Genomic DNA, 17,983 nt, shown 5'->3' with positions numbered 1-17,983 from the left:
GAGATGGCACAGAGCAAGCGCGTTAAGGCCATTACGGCCGCTGTCGTTCCGGGCAAGACCTATGCCTTCGAAGACGCAATCAAGATCCTGAAGACCGCCACCAAGGCGAAGTTCGTCGAGTCGATCGACGTTGCCGTGCGCCTGGGTGTGGACGCCAAGAAGTCCGACCAGCAGGTGCGCGGTTCCACCGTGCTGCCGGCCGGTACCGGCAAGAGCGTGCGCGTCGCAGTGTTCGCACCGGCAGGCGCCAAGGCTGACGAAGCTCTGGCCGCTGGCGCCGAGGCGGTGGGCATGGACGACCTGGCCGAGAAGATGCAGGCCGGCGATCTGAACTATGACGTGGTCATCGCGACCCCGGACGCCATGCGCGTCGTCGGTAAGCTGGGCACCCTGCTGGGTCCGCGCGGCTTGATGCCGAACCCGAAGGTCGGCACCGTGTCGGCCAATCCGGGCGAGGCGGTCAAGAATGCCAAGTCGGGCCAGGTGCGCTACCGCACCGACAAGGCCGGCATCATCCACTGCACCATCGGCAAGGCCAGCTTCGACGACGAAGCGCTGAAGTCGAACCTGCAGGCGCTGTTGCTGGATCTGGTCAAGGCCAAGCCGGCGACCTCGAAGGGTACCTACCTGCAGAAGGTCTCGGTCAGCTCGACCATGGGTCCGGGCGTGACGGTCGACCAGTCGAGCCTGTCGCTGAAGTAAGCGAATGCGTCCGGCGTCATGCGCCTGACGTATTTGGCAGTACAGCATTGTTTTTCCGGCCCGGGTCACCGTGTGCTGGGAGTCCGTTCCCTCCTTTGGGCAACGGACATTTTGAAGGCGATCGCCGGCACGTCCGACGGTAGCCGTCAAAGACCGCAGGCGCGGTCAGCGCAGATCGACGACGGGCAGGGATGCTCGTACTGGCAAGGAGTCGCCGTCGATGCAGCGGGATCGCTTAATTGGTTCGTTTCGAGCCGGCCGGCGTAGATGGTGTCGCCCTTCTGGAGCTTTCTGGTTTACGCGCGTCTGGGACATCCCGGATCGAGTCCACTCCAGGTCTAGAACGGCCACCAAAGGAACATCGGTCGATGTTCCCGGCTTCCAGGAAGGAGGCTGCCCTGGACCGCGACCGGCAGGAGCCGCGAGCGGAGTAGTTTGAAGCCGGGATTAGCGATTCGGCATTGGGATTTGCAGGCTGCTTCACGGCTCTGGCGAATCCTGAATCACCAATCCCGAATACCGGCTTTAACGGAGGAGTGCAATGGCTCTCAATCTGTCCCAGAAGCAAGAAGTAGTCGCCGAGCTGGCAGACATCGCCGCCAAGGCCCACTCCCTGATCGCCGCCGAATACGCTGGCACCACGGTCTCCCAGATGACCGCGATGCGTAAGCAGGCCCGCGAAACCGGCGTGTTCTTGAAAGTTGTCAAGAACACCCTGGCTGCGCGTGCCGTTGAAGGTACTGATTTCGCTGTCGCTGCTGACAAGCTGGTCGGTCCTTTGCTGTATGCGTTTTCGATGGAGGAGCCCGGCGCAGCCGGTCGCCTGATCAAGGAATTTGCCAAGAGCAACGACAAGCTGCAGGCCAAGGTCGTGTCCATCGGCGGGGAACTGTTCCCGGCTGGACACGTCGACGTGTTGGCCTCGCTGCCGACCCGTGACCAGGCCCTGGCCATGCTGGCCCGCGTGCTGTCCGAACCGGCTGCGATGTTCGCCCGTGCCGTCAAGGCCGTTGGCGACAAGCAGGGTGGTGGCGACGAAGCCGCCGCGCCGGTCGCCGAGACTGCCGAAGCTTGATGTCCTAGCGTTCGCTAGAACCCCAATCCAGAAAATCATTTATAAGGTAATCACAATGTCCCTTACCAACGAACAGATCGTCGACGCCATCGCCGAGAAGTCCCTGATGGAAGTGATGGAGCTGGTCAAGGCCATCGAAGAAAAGTTCGGCGTCTCCGCCGCTGCCCCGGTCGCTGCTGCTGCAGCTGGCCCGGCCGCCGTGGTCGAAGAGCAGACCGAGTTCAACGTGGTGCTGACCAACTGTGGCACCAACAAGGTCGGCGTCATTAAGGCCGTCCGCGCCTTGACCGGCCTGGGTCTGAAGGAAGCCAAGGATCTGACCGAAGCCGGTGGCATGCTGAAGGAAGGCGCTTCGAAGGACGAAGCCGAGAAGATCAAGAAGGAACTGACCGAAGCTGGCGCGACTGTCGAAATCAAGTAAGCAACACTTTGCATCGCCAGCGTTTCATGGTGATGCACTGAAGGCTGGGAGCGTAAAGCTCCCGGCCTTTGGCCGTTGATGGAAAGCCGGGATTTGAGATTCGGCATTCGGGATTCGAAGGCAGCCTTCGCTAATCCCCAATCCCGTCATCCCCAATCCTCGCCTCATCGAGTTGGTAGTTGGAAGTAGCGGGAGAAGGCGTGCTGGTGCCGGCAATACCAGCGACTTCCAACTGACAACTTGAATGTGAGTCCCTCACAAGAGCAGCGCACATCCATGTGCGCGGGTTCAGTTTTGTTATTTCAGGGCCGCCGCGATGTGGCCCCCGCAGCCTAGGGTGAAGACCTCATGACGTCTTATTCGTTCACCGAAAAAAAGCGTATCCGCAAGGACTTCGGTAAGCAGCGCTCGATCCTCGAAGTGCCGTTTCTGCTTGCCATCCAGGTGGATTCCTACCGCGAATTCCTGCAGGAAGACGTGGAGCCGAACAAGCGTAAGGACCTCGGTCTGCACGCGGCATTGAAGTCGGTGTTCCCGATTTCCAGCTACAGCGGCAACGCTGCGCTGGAGTACGTCGGTTACAAGTTGGGTCAGCCGGTGTTTGACGAGCGTGAATGCCGTCAGCGCGGCATGAGCTATGGCGCGCCGCTGCGCGTGACCGTGCGCTTGGTGATCTACGACCGCGAGTCGTCGACCAAGGCGATCAAGTACGTGAAGGAGCAGGAGGTCTATCTCGGCGAAATTCCGCTGATGACCGGCAACGGTACCTTCATCGTCAACGGCACCGAGCGCGTGATCGTCTCGCAGCTGCACCGCTCGCCGGGCGTGTTCTTCGATCACGACCGTGGCAAGACCCACAGCTCGGGCAAGCTGCTGTACAGCGCCCGCATCATTCCGTACCGCGGTTCCTGGCTGGATTTCGAGTTCGACCCGAAGGATGCGCTGTTCACCCGTATCGACCGTCGCCGCAAGCTGCCGGTGTCGATCCTGCTGCGCGCGCTTGGCTACAGCAACGAAGAGATGCTGGCCGAGTTCTTCGAGATCAACACCTTCCACATCAACCCGGACGAAGGCGTGCAGCTGGAGCTGGTGCCGGAGCGTCTGCGTGGTGAAACGCTGAACTTCGACCTGGCCGACGGCGACAAGGTCATCGTGGAGGCGGGCAAGCGCATCACTGCGCGTCACGTCAAGCAACTGGAAGCCGCCGGCGTTGCCGCGCTGGCCGTGCCGGACGACTACCTGGTCGGCCGCATCCTGTCGCACGACGTGGTCGATGGCTCCACCGGCGAACTGCTGGCCAATGCCAACGACGAGATCAACGAAGACCAGCTGGCTGCCTTCCGCAAGGCGGGCGTCGATGCGGTTGGCACCCTGTGGGTGAACGATCTGGATCGTGGTCCGTACCTCTCCAACACCTTGCGCATCGATCCGACCAAGACGCAGCTGGAAGCGCTGGTCGAAATCTACCGCATGATGCGTCCGGGCGAGCCGCCGACCAAGGAAGCGGCGCAGAATCTGTTCCACAACCTGTTCTTCACCTTCGAGCGCTACGACCTGTCCACGGTCGGCCGCATGAAGTTCAACCGTCGCGTCGGCCGCAAGGACGTGCTGGGCGAGTCGGTGCTGTACGACAAGAAGTACTTTGCCGAGCGTAACGACGAAGAATCCAAGCGTCTGGTTGCCGAGCACGCCGACACCTCCGACATCCTGGAAGTGATCAAGGTGCTCACCGAAATCCGCAACGGTCGCGGCGTGGTCGATGACATCGATCACCTGGGCAACCGTCGCGTGCGTTCGGTCGGCGAAATGGCCGAGAACGTGTTCCGCGTGGGCCTGGTCCGCGTCGAGCGCGCGGTCAAGGAGCGTCTGTCGATGGCCGAGTCCGAAGGCCTGACCCCGCAGGAACTGATCAACGCCAAGCCGGTGGCTGCCGCGATCAAGGAATTCTTCGGCTCCTCGCAGCTGTCGCAGTTCATGGACCAGAACAACCCGCTGTCGGAAGTGACGCACAAGCGTCGCGTCTCCGCGCTGGGTCCGGGCGGTCTGACCCGCGAACGCGCCGGTTTCGAAGTGCGCGACGTGCACCCGACCCATTACGGCCGCGTCTGCACCATCGAAACGCCGGAAGGCCCGAACATCGGCCTGATCAACTCGCTGGCCGTATTCGCCCGCACCAACCAGTACGGCTTCCTCGAGACGCCGTACCGTAAGGTGCTGGACGGCAAGGTCTCCGACGACGTCGAATACCTGTCGGCGATCGAAGAAAACGAGTACGTGATCGCCCAGGCGAACGCGCTGACCGATGCCAAGAACATGCTTACCGAGCAGTTCGTGCCGTGCCGGTTCCAGGGCGAATCGCTGCTGAAGCCGCCGTCCGAAGTGCACTTCATGGACGTTTCGCCGATGCAGACCGTGTCGGTCGCAGCGGCGCTGGTGCCGTTCCTCGAGCACGACGACGCCAACCGCGCACTGATGGGCGCCAACATGCAGCGCCAGGCCGTGCCGACGCTGCGTTCGCAGAAGCCGCTGGTCGGTACCGGCATCGAGCGCGCGGTTGCGCGCGACTCGGGCGTGACCGTCAATGCGCTGCGTGGTGGCGTGATCGAGCAGATCGACGCAGCCCGCATCGTGGTCAAGGTCAATGAGGCAGAAATCGGCGGCGGCACCGATGCCGGCGTGGATATCTACAACCTGATCAAGTACACCCGCTCCAACCAGAACACCTGCATCAACCAGCGTCCGTTGGTGAATGTGGGCGACGTGATCGCGCGCGGCGACGTGCTGGCCGACGGCCCGTCCACCGACATCGGTGAGCTGGCGCTGGGCCAGAACATGCTGATCGCGTTCATGCCGTGGAACGGCTACAACTTCGAAGACTCCATCCTGCTCTCCGAGCGCGTGGTGGAAGAGGATCGTTACACCACGATCCACATCGAAGAGCTGACCTGCGTTGCGCGCGACACCAAGTTGGGGCCGGAGGAAATTTCCGCCGACATCCCGAACGTGTCCGAGCAGGCCTTGAACCGTCTGGATGAAAGCGGCGTGGTGTACATCGGTGCAGAAGTGCGCGCCGGCGACATCATGGTCGGCAAGGTCACGCCGAAAGGCGAAAGCCAGCTGACCCCGGAAGAAAAGCTGCTGCGTGCGATTTTCGGCGAGAAGGCGTCCGACGTGAAGGACAGCTCGCTGCGCGTGCCCCCGGGCATGGACGGCACCGTCATCGACGTTCAGGTCTTCACCCGCGACGGCATCGAGAAGGACAAGCGTGCGCGTCAGATCGAAGAGTCTGAAATCAAGCGCGTCAAGAAGGACTTCGACGACCAGTTCCGCATTCTGGAAGCGGCCATCTACGCGCGTCTGCGCTCGCAGATCGTGGGTAAGGTCACAAACGGCGGCGCGAACCTGAAGAAGGGCGACACCGTCACCGACGCGTACCTGGACGGGCTGAAGAAGTCCGATTGGTTCCAGCTGCGCATGAAGGACGAAGACGCTGCCGACGCCATCGAGCGTGCGCAGAAGCAGATCCAGGCGCACGAGAAGGAATTCGAGGCACGCTTCGCCGACAAGCGCGGCAAGATCACCCAGGGCGACGACCTCGCACCGGGCGTGCTGAAGATGGTCAAGGTGTTCCTGGCCGTGAAGCGCCGCATCCAGCCGGGCGACAAGATGGCAGGCCGCCACGGCAACAAGGGTGTGGTCTCCAACGTGGTGCCCGTGGAAGACATGCCGTACATGGCCACCGGCGAGTCGGTCGACATCGTGTTGAACCCGCTCGGCGTGCCGTCGCGTATGAACATCGGCCAGATTCTGGAAGTGCATCTGGGTTGGGCCGCCAAGGGTCTGGGTCGCAAGATCCAGCGCATGCTGGAAGCCCAAGCCGCCGTCAGCGAACTGCGCAAGTTCCTCAACGACATCTACAACCACGACAACGCGATCAATGCACAGCGTGTGGACCTGTCGCAGTTCAGCGATGAGGAATTGCTCAACCTGGGCAAGAACCTGATCGACGGCGTGCCGATGGCCACCCCGGTGTTCGACGGCGCCAGCGAAGCGGAAATCAAGCGCATGCTGGAGCTGGCCGACCTGCCGCAGAGCGGTCAGACCCAGCTGTACGACGGTCGTACTGGCGAAGCGTTCGATCGCAAGACCACGGTCGGCTACATGCATTACCTGAAGTTGAACCACTTGGTCGACGACAAGATGCATGCGCGCTCGACGGGCCCGTACTCGCTGGTGACCCAGCAGCCGCTGGGCGGCAAGGCGCAGTTCGGTGGTCAGCGCTTCGGCGAAATGGAAGTCTGGGCGCTGGAAGCCTACGGCGCGGCCTACACCCTGCAGGAAATGCTGACGGTGAAGTCCGACGACGTGCAGGGCCGCAACCAGATGTACAAGAACATCGTCGATGGTGAGCACGAGATGGTCGCGGGCATGCCGGAATCCTTCAACGTGTTGGTGAAGGAAATCCGCTCGCTGGCGATCAACATGGAACTGGAAGAGTAAGAGCCGGGCCCGGTCAGGGGCCGGCAACCCGGAAGAGGCGAGCGCTCAGCGCGTGCGTTCTTCCGGGGGACGGTCCCTGATTCCAGTCCCGATCGAAGCTGTTCGCGTTTCATCTCAGATACGAAATTCCTCCGACCCGGAGATATCAAATGAAAGACCTGCTCAACCTCTTCAATCAGCAGCGCCAGACGCTGGATTTCGACGCGATCAAGATCGCGTTGGCGTCGCCGGACCTGATCCGTTCGTGGTCCTACGGCGAAGTGAAGAAGCCCGAAACCATCAACTACCGGACCTTCAAGCCCGAGCGTGACGGCCTGTTCTGCGCCGCCATCTTCGGACCGATCAAGGACTACGAGTGCCTGTGCGGCAAGTACAAGCGCATGAAGCACCGTGGCGTGGTCTGCGAAAAGTGCGGCACCGAAGTGACCCTGGCCAAGGTGCGCCGCGAGCGCATGGGCCACATCGACCTGGCCTCGCCGGTGGCGCACATCTGGTTCCTCAAGTCGCTGCCGTCGCGCATTGGCTTGATGCTGGACATGACCCTGCGTGACATCGAGCGCGTGCTGTACTTCGAAGCCTATGTCGTCACCGAGCCGGGCCTGACCCCGCTCGAGCGCCGCCAGCTGCTGACCGAAGAGCAGTATCTGACCGCGCGCCAGGAGTACAACGACGACTTCGACGCCGCCATGGGCGCCGAGGCCGTGTATGAGCTGCTGCGCACGATCGACCTGCAATCGGAAATGACCCGTCTGCGCGAGGAAATCGCCAGCACCGGTTCGGAAACCAAGCTCAAGCGTTTGACCAAGCGCATCAAGCTGATCGAAGCCTTCCTGGAATCGGGTAACCGTCCGGAGTGGATGGTCATGACCGTGCTGCCGGTGCTGCCGCCGGATCTGCGTCCGCTGGTGCCGCTGGATGGCGGCCGCTTCGCGACCTCGGATCTGAACGATCTGTACCGCCGCGTGATCAACCGTAACAACCGTCTGCGTCGCCTGCTGGAGCTCAATGCTCCGGACATCATCGTGCGCAACGAAAAGCGCATGCTGCAGGAATCGGTCGATGCGCTGCTGGACAACGGCCGTCGCGGTCGTGCCATCACCGGCACTAACAAGCGTCCGCTGAAGTCGCTGGCCGACATGATCAAGGGCAAGCAGGGCCGGTTCCGTCAGAACCTGCTCGGCAAGCGCGTGGACTATTCCGGCCGTTCGGTCATCACCGTCGGTCCGTACCTCAAGCTGCACCAGTGCGGCCTGCCGAAGAAGATGGCGCTCGAGCTGTTCAAGCCGTTCGTGTTCGCCAAGCTGCAGCGTCGTGGTTTGGCCACCACCATCAAGGCCGCCAAGAAGCTGGTCGAGCGCGAAGAAGCCGAAGTCTGGGACATCCTGGAAGAAGTGATTCGCGAGCATCCGGTGCTGTTGAACCGCGCGCCGACCCTGCACCGCCTGGGCATCCAGGCGTTCGAGCCGGTGTTGATCGAAGGCAAGGCCATCCAGCTGCATCCGCTGGTCTGTACGGCCTTCAACGCCGACTTCGACGGCGACCAGATGGCTGTCCACGTTCCGCTCTCGCTGGAAGCCCAGCTGGAAGCGCGTGCGTTGATGATGTCCACCAACAACATCCTGTCGCCGGCCAACGGCGAGCCGATCATCGTGCCGTCGCAGGACGTGGTGTTGGGTCTGTACTACATGAGCCGCGCCCTGGAGAACAAGAAGGGCGAAGGCATGGTGTTCGCCAACACCAGCGAAGTGAAGCGCGCCTACGACAACCGCGTGGTCGAACTGCACGCCAAGGTCAAGGTGCGCATCACCCAGGTGGACGTGGAAGCCGGCGGCAAGCGCAGTAGCGGCACCTCGATCGTGGATACCACGGTCGGTCGTGCGCTGCTGAGCGAAATCCTGCCTGAAGGCCTGCCGTTCCAGCTGGCCAACACCGAGATGACCAAGAAGAACATCTCGCGCCTGATCAACTCCAGCTACCGTCTGCTGGGCTTGAAGGACACCGTCGTGTTCGCCGACAAGCTGATGTACACCGGCTACGCCTACGCGACCCGCGCCGGCGTGTCGATCGGTATCGACGACATGCTGATCCCCGACGAGAAGAAGGGCATCCTCACCGAGGCCGAAGCCGAAGTGCTGGAAATCCAGGAGCAGTACCAGTCGGGTCTGGTCACCGCCGGCGAGCGCTACAACAAGGTCGTGGACATCTGGTCGCGGACCAGCGAGCGCATCGCCAAGGCGATGATGGACACCATCGGTACCGAAAAGGTCGAGAACGCCAAGGGGGAGACCATCGACCAGAAGTCGATGAACTCGCTGTACATCATGGCCGACTCCGGTGCCCGTGGTAGCCAGGCGCAGATCCGTCAGCTGGCCGGTATGCGCGGCCTGATGGCGCGTCCGGACGGTTCGATCATCGAGACGCCCATCAAGGCGAACTTCCGCGAAGGCCTGAACGTGCAGGAGTACTTCAACTCCACCCACGGTGCCCGTAAGGGTCTGGCCGATACCGCGCTGAAGACGGCGAACTCCGGTTACCTGACCCGCCGCCTGGTCGACGTGGCGCAGGACGTGGTGATCACCGAAATCGATTGCGGCACCACTGAAGGGTTGATCATGACCCCGATCGTGGAAGGTGGCGACGTGGTCGAGCCGTTGCGCGAGCGCGTGCTGGGCCGCGTGGTGGCCGAGGACGTGTACCTGCCGGGCAACGACGAAGAGCCGATCGTCACCCGCAACACGCTGCTCGACGAAGCCTGGGTGGCCAAGCTCGAAGACGCCAGCGTGCAGTCGGTGAAGGTGCGTTCGACCATCAGCTGCGAATCCTCGTTCGGCGTGTGCGCACGCTGCTACGGCCGCGATCTCGCACGTGGTCACCAGGTCAACATCGGCGAAGCGGTCGGCGTCATCGCTGCGCAGTCGATCGGTGAGCCGGGTACCCAGCTGACCATGCGTACGTTCCACATCGGTGGTGCGGCGTCGCGTGCGGCTGCGGTGGACAACATCACCGTCAAGACCACCGGTTCGGTCAAGTTCAACAACCTCAAGTCGGTGGCGCATGCCAGCGGTTCGCTGGTTGCGGTCTCGCGTTCTGGCGAACTGTCCGTGCTCGATGGCCATGGCCGCGAGCGCGAGCGTTACAAGCTGCCGTACGGCGCGACCATCACCGCCAAAGACGGCGATGCGGTCAAGGCCGGGCAGAGCGTTGCCAACTGGGATCCGCATAACCACCCGATCGTGTCGGAAGTGGCCGGTTTCATCCGCTTCATCGACTTCGTCGACGGCGTCACCGTCATCGAGAAGACCGACGAGCTGACCGGTCTGGCGTCGCGCGAAATCACCGACCCGAAGCGTCGCGGCGCACAGGCCAAGGAGCTGCGTCCGATCGTGCGCATCGTCGATGCCAAGGGCAACGACCTGACGATTCCGAACACGGATCTGCCGGCCCAGTACCTGTTGCCGCCGCGTTCCATCGTCAACCTGCAGGACGGCGCTGCCGTCGGCGTGGGCGACGTGGTTGCCAAGATCCCGCAGGAAGCGTCCAAGACCCGCGACATCACCGGTGGTCTGCCGCGCGTTGCCGACTTGTTCGAAGCACGCAAGCCGAAGGACCCGGCGATCCTGGCAGAACGCTCGGGCATCATCAGCTTCGGTAAGGACACCAAGGGCAAGCAGCGCCTGATCATCAAGGATACCGATGGTTCGGAACACGAAGAGCTGATTCCCAAGTACCGCCAGATCATCGTGTTCGAAGGCGAACACGTGACCAAGGGCGAGACCGTGGTGGACGGCGAGCCGAGCCCGCAGGACATCCTGCGCCTGCTGGGTGTCGAACCGCTGGCCGCTTACCTGGTCAAAGAAATCCAGGACGTGTATCGCCTGCAGGGCGTGAAGATCAACGACAAGCACATCGAGGTGATCACTCGCCAGATGCTGCGTAAGGTCGAGATCGTTGATCAGGGCAACAGCAAGTTCCTCAACGGCGAGCAGGTCGAGCGCCAGCGCGTCATCGAGGAAAATGCCCGCCTGGTCAAGCGCAACGAACTGCCGGCCAAGTACGATCCGGTGTTGCTGGGTATCACCAAGGCATCGCTGGCCACCGAGTCGTTCATTTCGGCGGCATCGTTCCAGGAGACCACCCGCGTGTTGACCGAGGCAGCCGTGCGCGGCACCCGCGACAACCTGCGCGGTCTGAAGGAAAACGTGATCGTGGGTCGCCTGATCCCGGCCGGTACGGGTCTGGCGTACCACGCCGGACGTCGCAAGGCCTCGGGTCTGACCGACTCGGAAATGGAAACGCTGTCGGGCAAGCCGGCAGTCGCCGAACCGGTCGCCGCAGTGGCCGACGCTGGCGCGGACGAGGAGTAAGCGCTCCGACGGCGGTCGCAAGATCGCCGTAAGCCAAGCGAAAAGGAGGGCAGGACGCCCTCCGTTTTCCGGCCTTGGATGGGCCAGCAGGTTCAGATTTCGTGAAGTTGACGGAGTTTCTTCCTGCCAGCTATACTTCTCTGTCTCGGTGGGCCGGTCTCGGCCTGCCTTTGTTTTCGTGCAGGCCGTGTCGGCCTATCAATCAGAAGAATCAACTGATGACGACGATCAATCAGCTGGTCCGCAAGCCTCGGCAAGCGACCACCTACAAGAGTGCCTCTCCGGCACTGGACAAGTGTCCGCAGCGCCGTGGCGTCTGCACACGCGTCTATACCACTACCCCGAAGAAGCCGAACTCGGCCCTGCGTAAAGTCGCCAAGGTGCGTCTGACGAATCAGGAAGAGGTCATCAGCTACATCGGTGGTGAAGGCCACAACCTGCAGGAGCACTCCGTGGTCCTGATCCGCGGTGGCCGCGTCAAGGATCTTCCCGGTGTGCGTTATCACACCGTCCGTGGTTCGCTGGACGCCGCCGGCGTCGCCAAGCGTCGTCAAGGCCGTTCCAAGTACGGCGCCAAGCGCCCGAAGAGCTAAGGAAACACTCAAATGTCCCGTAAAGGTTCTACTCCGCAGCGCACCGTCCTGCCAGATCCAAAGCATGGCAGCGAAACCATTGCCCGCTTCATCAACATGGTGATGCAAAGTGGCAAGAAGTCGGTTGCTGAGAAAATTGTCTATGGCGCAATGGACGTCATTGGCGAAAAGAATCCGAATGCCATCGAACTGGTGCAGAAAGCACTGGACAACGTGGCCCCGGCTGTCGAAGTTAAATCGCGTCGCGTCGGTGGTGCTACCTATCAGGTGCCCGTCGAAGTGCGTTCCTCCCGTCGCATGGCGCTGGCGATGCGCTGGTTGATCGATTCCGCGCGCAAGCGTGGCGAGAACACCATGCCGCGTAAGCTGGCTGCAGAACTGTTGGACGCCTCGGAAAGCCGCGGCGGCGCGATCAAGAAGCGCGAAGAGACCCACCGTATGGCGGAGGCGAACAAGGCGTTCGCACATTACCGCTGGTGACCTCGGGGGCCTTGGTAACGGGGCCCTTCAGCACCATATGAGTGCTGTTTGCGACGCATCTTGCGTCGCATCCAATCCGAAGGCCGCCGAAAGGCGGCGTTCGGCCATCCGAAATCCAAGAAATTGAGAGGCTCCCCGTGGCCCGCACCACCCCTATCGAGCGTTACCGCAACTTCGGCATCATGGCCCACATCGATGCCGGCAAGACCACCACGTCCGAACGCATCCTGTTCTACACCGGTGTGAGTCACAAGATCGGCGAAGTCCATGACGGCGCTGCAGTGATGGACTGGATGGAGCAGGAGCAGGAGCGTGGTATCACCATCACCTCCGCTGCGACCACCGCGTTCTGGTCGGGTATGGACAAGTCCATGCCGCAGCACCGCTTCAACATCATCGACACCCCCGGGCACGTCGACTTCACCATCGAAGTGGAGCGCTCCTTGCGCGTGCTCGACGGTGCGGTGTTCGTGCTGTGCGCCGTGGGTGGCGTGCAGCCGCAGTCCGAGACCGTGTGGCGCCAGGCCAACAAGTATTCCGTACCGCGCATGGCCTTCGTCAACAAGATGGACCGTACCGGTGCCAACTTCGACAAGGTCGTTGAGCAGCTGAAGGCCCGTCTGGGTGCCTATGCCGTGCCGATGCAGGTGCCGATCGGCGCCGAAGACGGCTTTGAGGGCGTGGTCGACCTGCTGAAGATGAAGGCGATCCATTGGGATACCGCATCGCAGGGCACCACCTTCGAATACCGCGACATTCCGGCCGAGCTGGTCGATGTCGCGACCGAGGCACGTTCGTTCATGGTCGAAGCGGCTGCAGAAGCCAGCGAAGACCTGATGGACAAGTACCTCAACGAGGGCGACCTGAGCGAGCAGGAGATCCTGTCGGGTCTGCGCGAGCGCACCTTGAAGGTGGAGATCGTGCCGGTGTTCTGCGGCTCGGCGTTCAAGAACAAGGGCGTGCAGGCCATGCTCGACGGCGTCGTGCATTTGCTGCCGTCGCCGGCGGACCGTCCGCCGGTGCAGGGTATCGACGAAGACGAGAAGGAAGACACGCGCGCTGCGACCGATACCGCGCCGTTCTCGGCGCTGGCGTTCAAGATCATGACCGACCCGTTCGTGGGCTCGCTGACGTTCTTCCGTGTCTACTCGGGCACGCTGAACTCCGGCGACCAGGTCTACAACCCGGTCAAGTCGAAGAAAGAGCGCGTGGGCCGCATCCTGCAGATGCACTCCAACAATCGCGAAGAGATCAAGGAAGTGCGCGCGGGCGACATCGCCGCTGCCGTGGGTCTGAAGGACGTCACCACCGGTGACACGCTGTGTGCGCAGGACAAGATCATCACCCTGGAGCGCATGGTGTTCCCGGAACCTGTGATCTCGATGGCGGTGGAGCCGAAGACCAAGTCGGACCAGGAAAAGATGGGCATGGCCCTGGGCCGTCTGGCACAGGAAGATCCCTCGTTCCGCGTCAAGACCGACGAGGAATCCGGCCAGACCATCATCTCGGGCATGGGCGAGTTGCACCTGGACATCATCGTCGACCGCATGCGTCGCGAGTTCAATGTCGAGGCCAACGTCGGCAAGCCGCAGGTGGCCTACCGCGAAACGATCCGCAAGTCCGACGTCAAGTCTGATTACAAGCACGCCAAGCAGTCCGGTGGTAAGGGTCAGTACGGTCACGTGGTGATCGAGCTGTCGCCGATGACCGAAGAAGAGCGCAAGAGCGACAACGTCAAAGACGATTTCTTGTTCGTCAACGACATCACCGGCGGCATCATTCCGAAGGAGTTCATCCCCTCGGTTGAGAAGGGTCTGCGCGAGACGATCACCAGTGGTCCGATCGCCGGCTTCCCGGTGGTGGGGGTGAAGGTCAAGCTGGTGTTCGGCTCGTACCATGACGTCGACTCCTCGGAAATGGCGTTCAAGCTGGCTGCATCGATGGCGTTCAAGCAGGGCTTCGCGAAAGCCAGCCCGGTGTTGCTGGAGCCGATCATGAAGGTCGAAATCGTCAGCCCGGAGGATTACCTGGGTGACGTGATGGGCGACGTGAGCCGCCGTCGTGGCGTGTTGCAGGGTCAGGACGACAGCCCGTCGGGCAAGATCATCAACGCGATGATCCCGTTGGGTGAAATGTTCGGTTACGCCACTTCGCTGCGCTCGATGAGCCAGGGCCGTGCGACGTTCTCGATGGAATTCGACCACTACGAAGAGGCACCGGCCAACATCGCCGACGCCGTCACCAAGAAGGGCTGAGTTCGCTCAGCCGCTTCTCACAAATTTTTCAATTAGAGGTAGTTAGTCATGGCAAAAGCTAAATTCGAGCGCACCAAGCCGCACGTGAACGTCGGCACCATCGGTCACGTTGACCATGGCAAGACCACGTTGACCGCTGCGCTGACCAAGATCGGTGCCGAGCGTTTCGGTGGTGAGTTCAAGGCGTACGACGCGATCGACGCGGCGCCGGAAGAGAAGGCGCGCGGCATCACGATTTCGACCGCGCACGTCGAATACGAATCCCCGACCCGCCACTACGCGCACGTTGATTGCCCCGGCCACGCCGACTACGTCAAGAACATGATCACCGGTGCGGCCCAGATGGACGGCGCGATTCTGGTGTGCTCGGCCGCTGACGGCCCGATGCCGCAGACCCGTGAGCACATCCTGCTCTCGCGTCAGGTCGGTGTGCCGCACATCGTCGTGTTCCTGAACAAGGCCGACATGGTCGACGACGCCGAGCTGCTCGAGCTGGTCGAAATGGAAGTGCGCGAGCTGCTGAGCAAGTACGACTTCCCGGGCGACGACACCCCGATCATCCATGGTTCGGCGCGTCTGGCGCTGGACGGCGATCAGAGCGACATCGGTGTGCCGGCGATCCTGAAGCTGGTCGAAGCGCTGGATTCGTTCATTCCCGAGCCGACCCGCGACGTCGACCGTCCGTTCCTGATGCCGGTCGAAGACGTGTTCTCGATCTCTGGCCGCGGCACCGTGGTGACCGGTCGTATCGAGCGCGGCATCATCAAGGTGGGCGACGAAATCGAAATCGTCGGTATCCGCGATACGCAGAAGACCACCGTCACCGGCGTGGAAATGTTCCGCAAGCTGCTGGACCAGGGCCAGGCAGGCGACAACGCCGGTCTGCTGCTGCGCGGCACCAAGCGTGACGACGTCGAGCGCGGCCAGGTGCTGTGCAAGCCGGGTTCGATCAAGCCGCACACCGAGTTCGAAGCCGAAGTCTACGTGCTGTCCAAGGACGAGGGTGGCCGTCACACCCCGTTCTTCAAGGGCTACCGTCCGCAGTTCTACTTCCGCACCACCGACATCACTGGCGCTTGCCAGTTGCCGGAAGGCGTGGAAATGGTGATGCCGGGCGACAACGTGAAGATGGTCGTGACCCTGATCAACCCGGTCGCGATGGACGAAGGTCTGCGCTTCGCCATCCGTGAAGGCGGTCGTACCGTCGGCGCCGGCGTGGTTGCCAAGATCATCAAGTAAGAGAGCTGCAGGTCGACGGTCTAGGCCGTTGGTGCAGTGGAAAAGGGTCGGCGCAAGCCGGCCCTTTTTCGTTGTTGCCAGACAGTAGCGGTAAGGATGGGATGTGCGTCTAGCCGAGCATGGGCTTGCGCACCCAAATCACGTTCGATATAATGCGCGGCTCGGTGTCCCTGGGTAGGGCGCTGAGTTACAGCGAAAAGAACGGCAGGATGCCGCTCGTGTTCGCCAGACCGGGAAGGTCGCGTTGCATGGAGCACTCAACAACTCACGCGTTGTTGACGGTGCTCTTGTTGCGCATTATACTTTTCCGCCTGGGCAGGCCGGGTTACCGGGCTGCCTCAGTTTTTGGGCGGAGGAAATGCCCTCGCCAGCAGGACGCGCGGCGATTTCATTAACGTCAGGAATATCGGGGCAGGTATCCCAGAGGCCTTGCCCGTCGCTCTTTTAACGAAGGAAGCTTCCGTCATGTCGGAACAAAAGATCCGGATTCGGTTGAAGGCGTTCGATCATCGTTTGATCGACCGTTCGGCCAGCGAGATCGTCGAAACGGCTAAGCGGACCGGCGCGCAAGTGCGTGGCCCGATCCCGTTGCCGACCAAGATCGAACGTTACACCATCCTCGTGTCCCCGCACGCTGACAAAGATGCGCGTGACCAATACGAAACCCGCACACACAAGCGTGTGCTCGATATCGTCGACCCGAACGACAAGACCGTGGACGCGCTGATGAAGCTCGAACTCGCGGCTGGCGTCGACGTCCAGATCAAGCTGACCTGAGGACTACGACCATGACGAAGAAATATTCGTTGGGCTTCGTGGGCCGCAAGGCTGGTATGAGCCGCGTCTTCACTGAAGACGGTCGCTCGGTACCGGTCACGCTGATCGAAGCAACTCCGAACCGCATCGCGCAGATCAAGACCGTCGAAGTTGACGGCTACAGCGCCGTGCAGGTCACCGTTGGCGCCCGTCGTGCCGCGCTGGTCAACAAGCCGGCTGCTGGCCACTTCGCGAAGGCGAAGGTGGAAGCGGGTCGCGGCCTGTGGGAATTCCGTGTTGAAGATGCCCAGCTCGGCGATTTCGCCGTCGGTGGCGAAATCAAGGCGGACATTTTCGAGGTCGGCCAGAAGGTTGACGTCCAGGGCGTCACCAAGGGTAAGGGTTTCCAGGGCACCATCAAGCGCTACAACTTCCGTATGGGCGATGCAACCCACGGTAACTCGCTGTCGCATCGCGCGCCGGGTTCGCTGGGTCAGCGCCAGACCCCGGGCCGCGTTTTCCCGGGCAAGAAGATGTCGGGCCACATGGGCGCCGTGCAGCAAAGCACGCAGAACCTGGAAGTGGTCAAGGTCGACGTCGAGCGTGGTCTGATTGCTATCCGCGGCGCCGTGCCTGGCGCAGCTGGTGGCGACGTGATCGTCCGTCCGGCGAGCAAGGCATAAGGAGAGATGACGATGGAACTCGTTATCACGGGTAGCAACAACAAGGTCTCGGTCTCCGATGCCGTGTTCGGTCGCGAATTCAGCGAAGATCTGGTTCACCAGGTCGTCGTCGCTTATCGCAACGCCGGTCGCGCCGGTACCAAGGCACAGAAGACGCGTTCGGAAGTTGCGGGCACGACCAAGAAGTCCAAGAAGCAGAAGGGCGGCGGTGCGCGTCATGGCGCGCTGACGGCTCCGATCTTCGTCGGCGGCGGCGTGACCTTCGCGGCCAAGCCGCGCAGCTTCGAGCAGAAGGTCAACCGCAAGATGTACCGTGCGGCCATCTGCGCGATTTTTTCCGAGCTGAACCGTCAGGGTCGTCTGATGATCGTCGACGCGTTCGACCTCGAAGCGACCAAGACCAAGGGCCTGATCGAAAAGCTCAAGGGCCTGGAAGTGGGCAAGCGCCCGCTGATCGTCACCGAAGAGGCTTCCGAGCACCTGTATCTGTCCGCTCGCAACCTGCCGTATGTGCAGGTGCGTGACGTGCAGGGCCTGGATCCGGTCGCTCTGGTCGGGGCCGATACGGTCGTGATCACCGCCGATGCGGTCAAGAAGGTCGAGGAGTGGCTGGCATGAGCAGCAACGAAAAAATCTTCAGCGTGCTGCGTGCTCCGCGAGTCTCCGAAAAGACTGCGCGCCTGCAGGAAATCTCCAACCAGTATGTCTTCGAAGTTTCGAACGACGCCACCAAGGCCGATGTAAAGGCCGCGGTTGAGCAGTTGTTCGACGTCAAGGTCAAGGCAGTCAACGTGGTCAACGTCAAGGGCAAGAGCAAGTCCTTCCGTAACCGTGCTGGCAACCGTGGCAATTGGCGCAAGGCGTACGTCCGCCTGGTCGATGGTCAGTCCATCGACGTAACGGCCAAGGCCTGAG

Annotated in this window: 13 protein-coding genes; all 13 read left to right on the top strand. The window is 61.9% G+C overall.

The features are described 5' to 3' along the window. Positions 1–3 precede the first annotated feature (3 nt). Complete coding sequence (gene rplA, locus J7360_RS11360) at positions 4–702, top strand: 50S ribosomal protein L1 (protein WP_003486747.1); 699 nt, start codon at positions 4–6, stop codon at positions 700–702. Positions 703–1,243: 541 nt separating this feature from the next. Then, positions 1,244–1,777, top strand: coding sequence for a 50S ribosomal protein L10 (gene rplJ, locus J7360_RS11355; RefSeq protein WP_005930748.1), 534 nt, complete (start codon positions 1,244–1,246; stop codon positions 1,775–1,777). Between the two features lie 55 nt (positions 1,778–1,832). Then, entirely contained in the window at positions 1,833–2,198 is a 366-nt protein-coding gene (gene rplL / locus J7360_RS11350) for a 50S ribosomal protein L7/L12 (protein ID WP_057663915.1), read from the top strand. A gap of 348 nt (positions 2,199–2,546) precedes the next feature. Beyond that, positions 2,547–6,698 (top strand): DNA-directed RNA polymerase subunit beta, encoded by a 4,152-nt coding sequence (rpoB, locus tag J7360_RS11345; protein ID WP_057663917.1) that lies wholly within the window; start codon positions 2,547–2,549, stop codon positions 6,696–6,698. Positions 6,699–6,847: 149 nt separating this feature from the next. Further along, a complete protein-coding gene (gene rpoC / locus J7360_RS11340; RefSeq protein ID WP_003486736.1) occupies positions 6,848–11,062 on the top strand; it encodes a DNA-directed RNA polymerase subunit beta' in 4,215 nt (1,404 codons plus the stop codon). Positions 11,063–11,280: 218 nt separating this feature from the next. Continuing rightward, positions 11,281–11,655, top strand: a complete 375-nt coding sequence (gene rpsL, locus J7360_RS11335; RefSeq protein ID WP_002811712.1) for a 30S ribosomal protein S12 — start codon at positions 11,281–11,283, stop codon at positions 11,653–11,655. Positions 11,656–11,667: 12 nt separating this feature from the next. Beyond that, positions 11,668–12,135: a 30S ribosomal protein S7 gene (gene rpsG / locus J7360_RS11330; protein WP_005917592.1), complete on the top strand. Its 468-nt coding sequence runs from the start codon at positions 11,668–11,670 to the stop codon at positions 12,133–12,135. Between the two features lie 137 nt (positions 12,136–12,272). Beyond that, positions 12,273–14,390 (top strand): elongation factor G, encoded by a 2,118-nt coding sequence (gene fusA, locus J7360_RS11325; protein WP_057663920.1) that lies wholly within the window; start codon positions 12,273–12,275, stop codon positions 14,388–14,390. 48 nt (positions 14,391–14,438) lie between these two features. After that, complete coding sequence (tuf, locus tag J7360_RS11320; RefSeq protein WP_003486726.1) at positions 14,439–15,629, top strand: elongation factor Tu; 1,191 nt, start codon at positions 14,439–14,441, stop codon at positions 15,627–15,629. Positions 15,630–16,094: 465 nt separating this feature from the next. Beyond that, complete coding sequence (rpsJ, locus tag J7360_RS11315) at positions 16,095–16,406, top strand: 30S ribosomal protein S10 (protein ID WP_003486723.1); 312 nt, start codon at positions 16,095–16,097, stop codon at positions 16,404–16,406. A gap of 11 nt (positions 16,407–16,417) precedes the next feature. Next, positions 16,418–17,068, top strand: coding sequence for a 50S ribosomal protein L3 (gene rplC, locus J7360_RS11310; RefSeq protein WP_005917121.1), 651 nt, complete (start codon positions 16,418–16,420; stop codon positions 17,066–17,068). 12 nt (positions 17,069–17,080) lie between these two features. After that, entirely contained in the window at positions 17,081–17,686 is a 606-nt protein-coding gene (gene rplD / locus J7360_RS11305; protein WP_005917124.1) for a 50S ribosomal protein L4, read from the top strand. After that, positions 17,683–17,982: a 50S ribosomal protein L23 gene (gene rplW, locus J7360_RS11300; RefSeq protein WP_057661879.1), complete on the top strand. Its 300-nt coding sequence runs from the start codon at positions 17,683–17,685 to the stop codon at positions 17,980–17,982. Before rplD ends, rplW begins: the two co-directional genes overlap by 4 nt. Position 17,983: the final 1 nt, after the last annotated feature.

Origin of the sequence: Xanthomonas sp. D-99, from assembly GCF_017746145.1 — a bacterium.
In the GTDB taxonomy this organism is placed as follows: domain Bacteria; phylum Pseudomonadota; class Gammaproteobacteria; order Xanthomonadales; family Xanthomonadaceae; genus Xanthomonas; species Xanthomonas cissicola.
Note: the sequence above shows the minus strand (reverse complement) of the source record. Positions and strands in the feature narration are given on the sequence as shown.

Excerpts from the sequence above, each read along its gene's own strand:
- rpsL (WP_002811712.1), top strand. The coding sequence starts at position 11,281 with ATGACGACGATCAATCAGCTGGTCCGCAAGCCTCGGCAAGCGACCACC.
- rpsG (WP_005917592.1), top strand. The coding sequence starts at position 11,668 with ATGTCCCGTAAAGGTTCTACTCCGCAGCGCACCGTCCTGCCAGATCCA.
- rpsJ (WP_003486723.1), top strand. The coding sequence starts at position 16,095 with ATGTCGGAACAAAAGATCCGGATTCGGTTGAAGGCGTTCGATCATCGT.
- rplA (WP_003486747.1), top strand. The coding sequence starts at position 4 with ATGGCACAGAGCAAGCGCGTTAAGGCCATTACGGCCGCTGTCGTTCCG.
- rpoC (WP_003486736.1), top strand. The coding sequence starts at position 6,848 with ATGAAAGACCTGCTCAACCTCTTCAATCAGCAGCGCCAGACGCTGGAT.
- rplD (WP_005917124.1), top strand. The coding sequence starts at position 17,081 with ATGGAACTCGTTATCACGGGTAGCAACAACAAGGTCTCGGTCTCCGAT.
- rplJ (WP_005930748.1), top strand. The coding sequence starts at position 1,244 with ATGGCTCTCAATCTGTCCCAGAAGCAAGAAGTAGTCGCCGAGCTGGCA.
- rplW (WP_057661879.1), top strand. The coding sequence starts at position 17,683 with ATGAGCAGCAACGAAAAAATCTTCAGCGTGCTGCGTGCTCCGCGAGTC.
- rpoB (WP_057663917.1), top strand. The coding sequence starts at position 2,547 with ATGACGTCTTATTCGTTCACCGAAAAAAAGCGTATCCGCAAGGACTTC.
- tuf (WP_003486726.1), top strand. The coding sequence starts at position 14,439 with ATGGCAAAAGCTAAATTCGAGCGCACCAAGCCGCACGTGAACGTCGGC.
- rplL (WP_057663915.1), top strand. The coding sequence starts at position 1,833 with ATGTCCCTTACCAACGAACAGATCGTCGACGCCATCGCCGAGAAGTCC.
- rplC (WP_005917121.1), top strand. The coding sequence starts at position 16,418 with ATGACGAAGAAATATTCGTTGGGCTTCGTGGGCCGCAAGGCTGGTATG.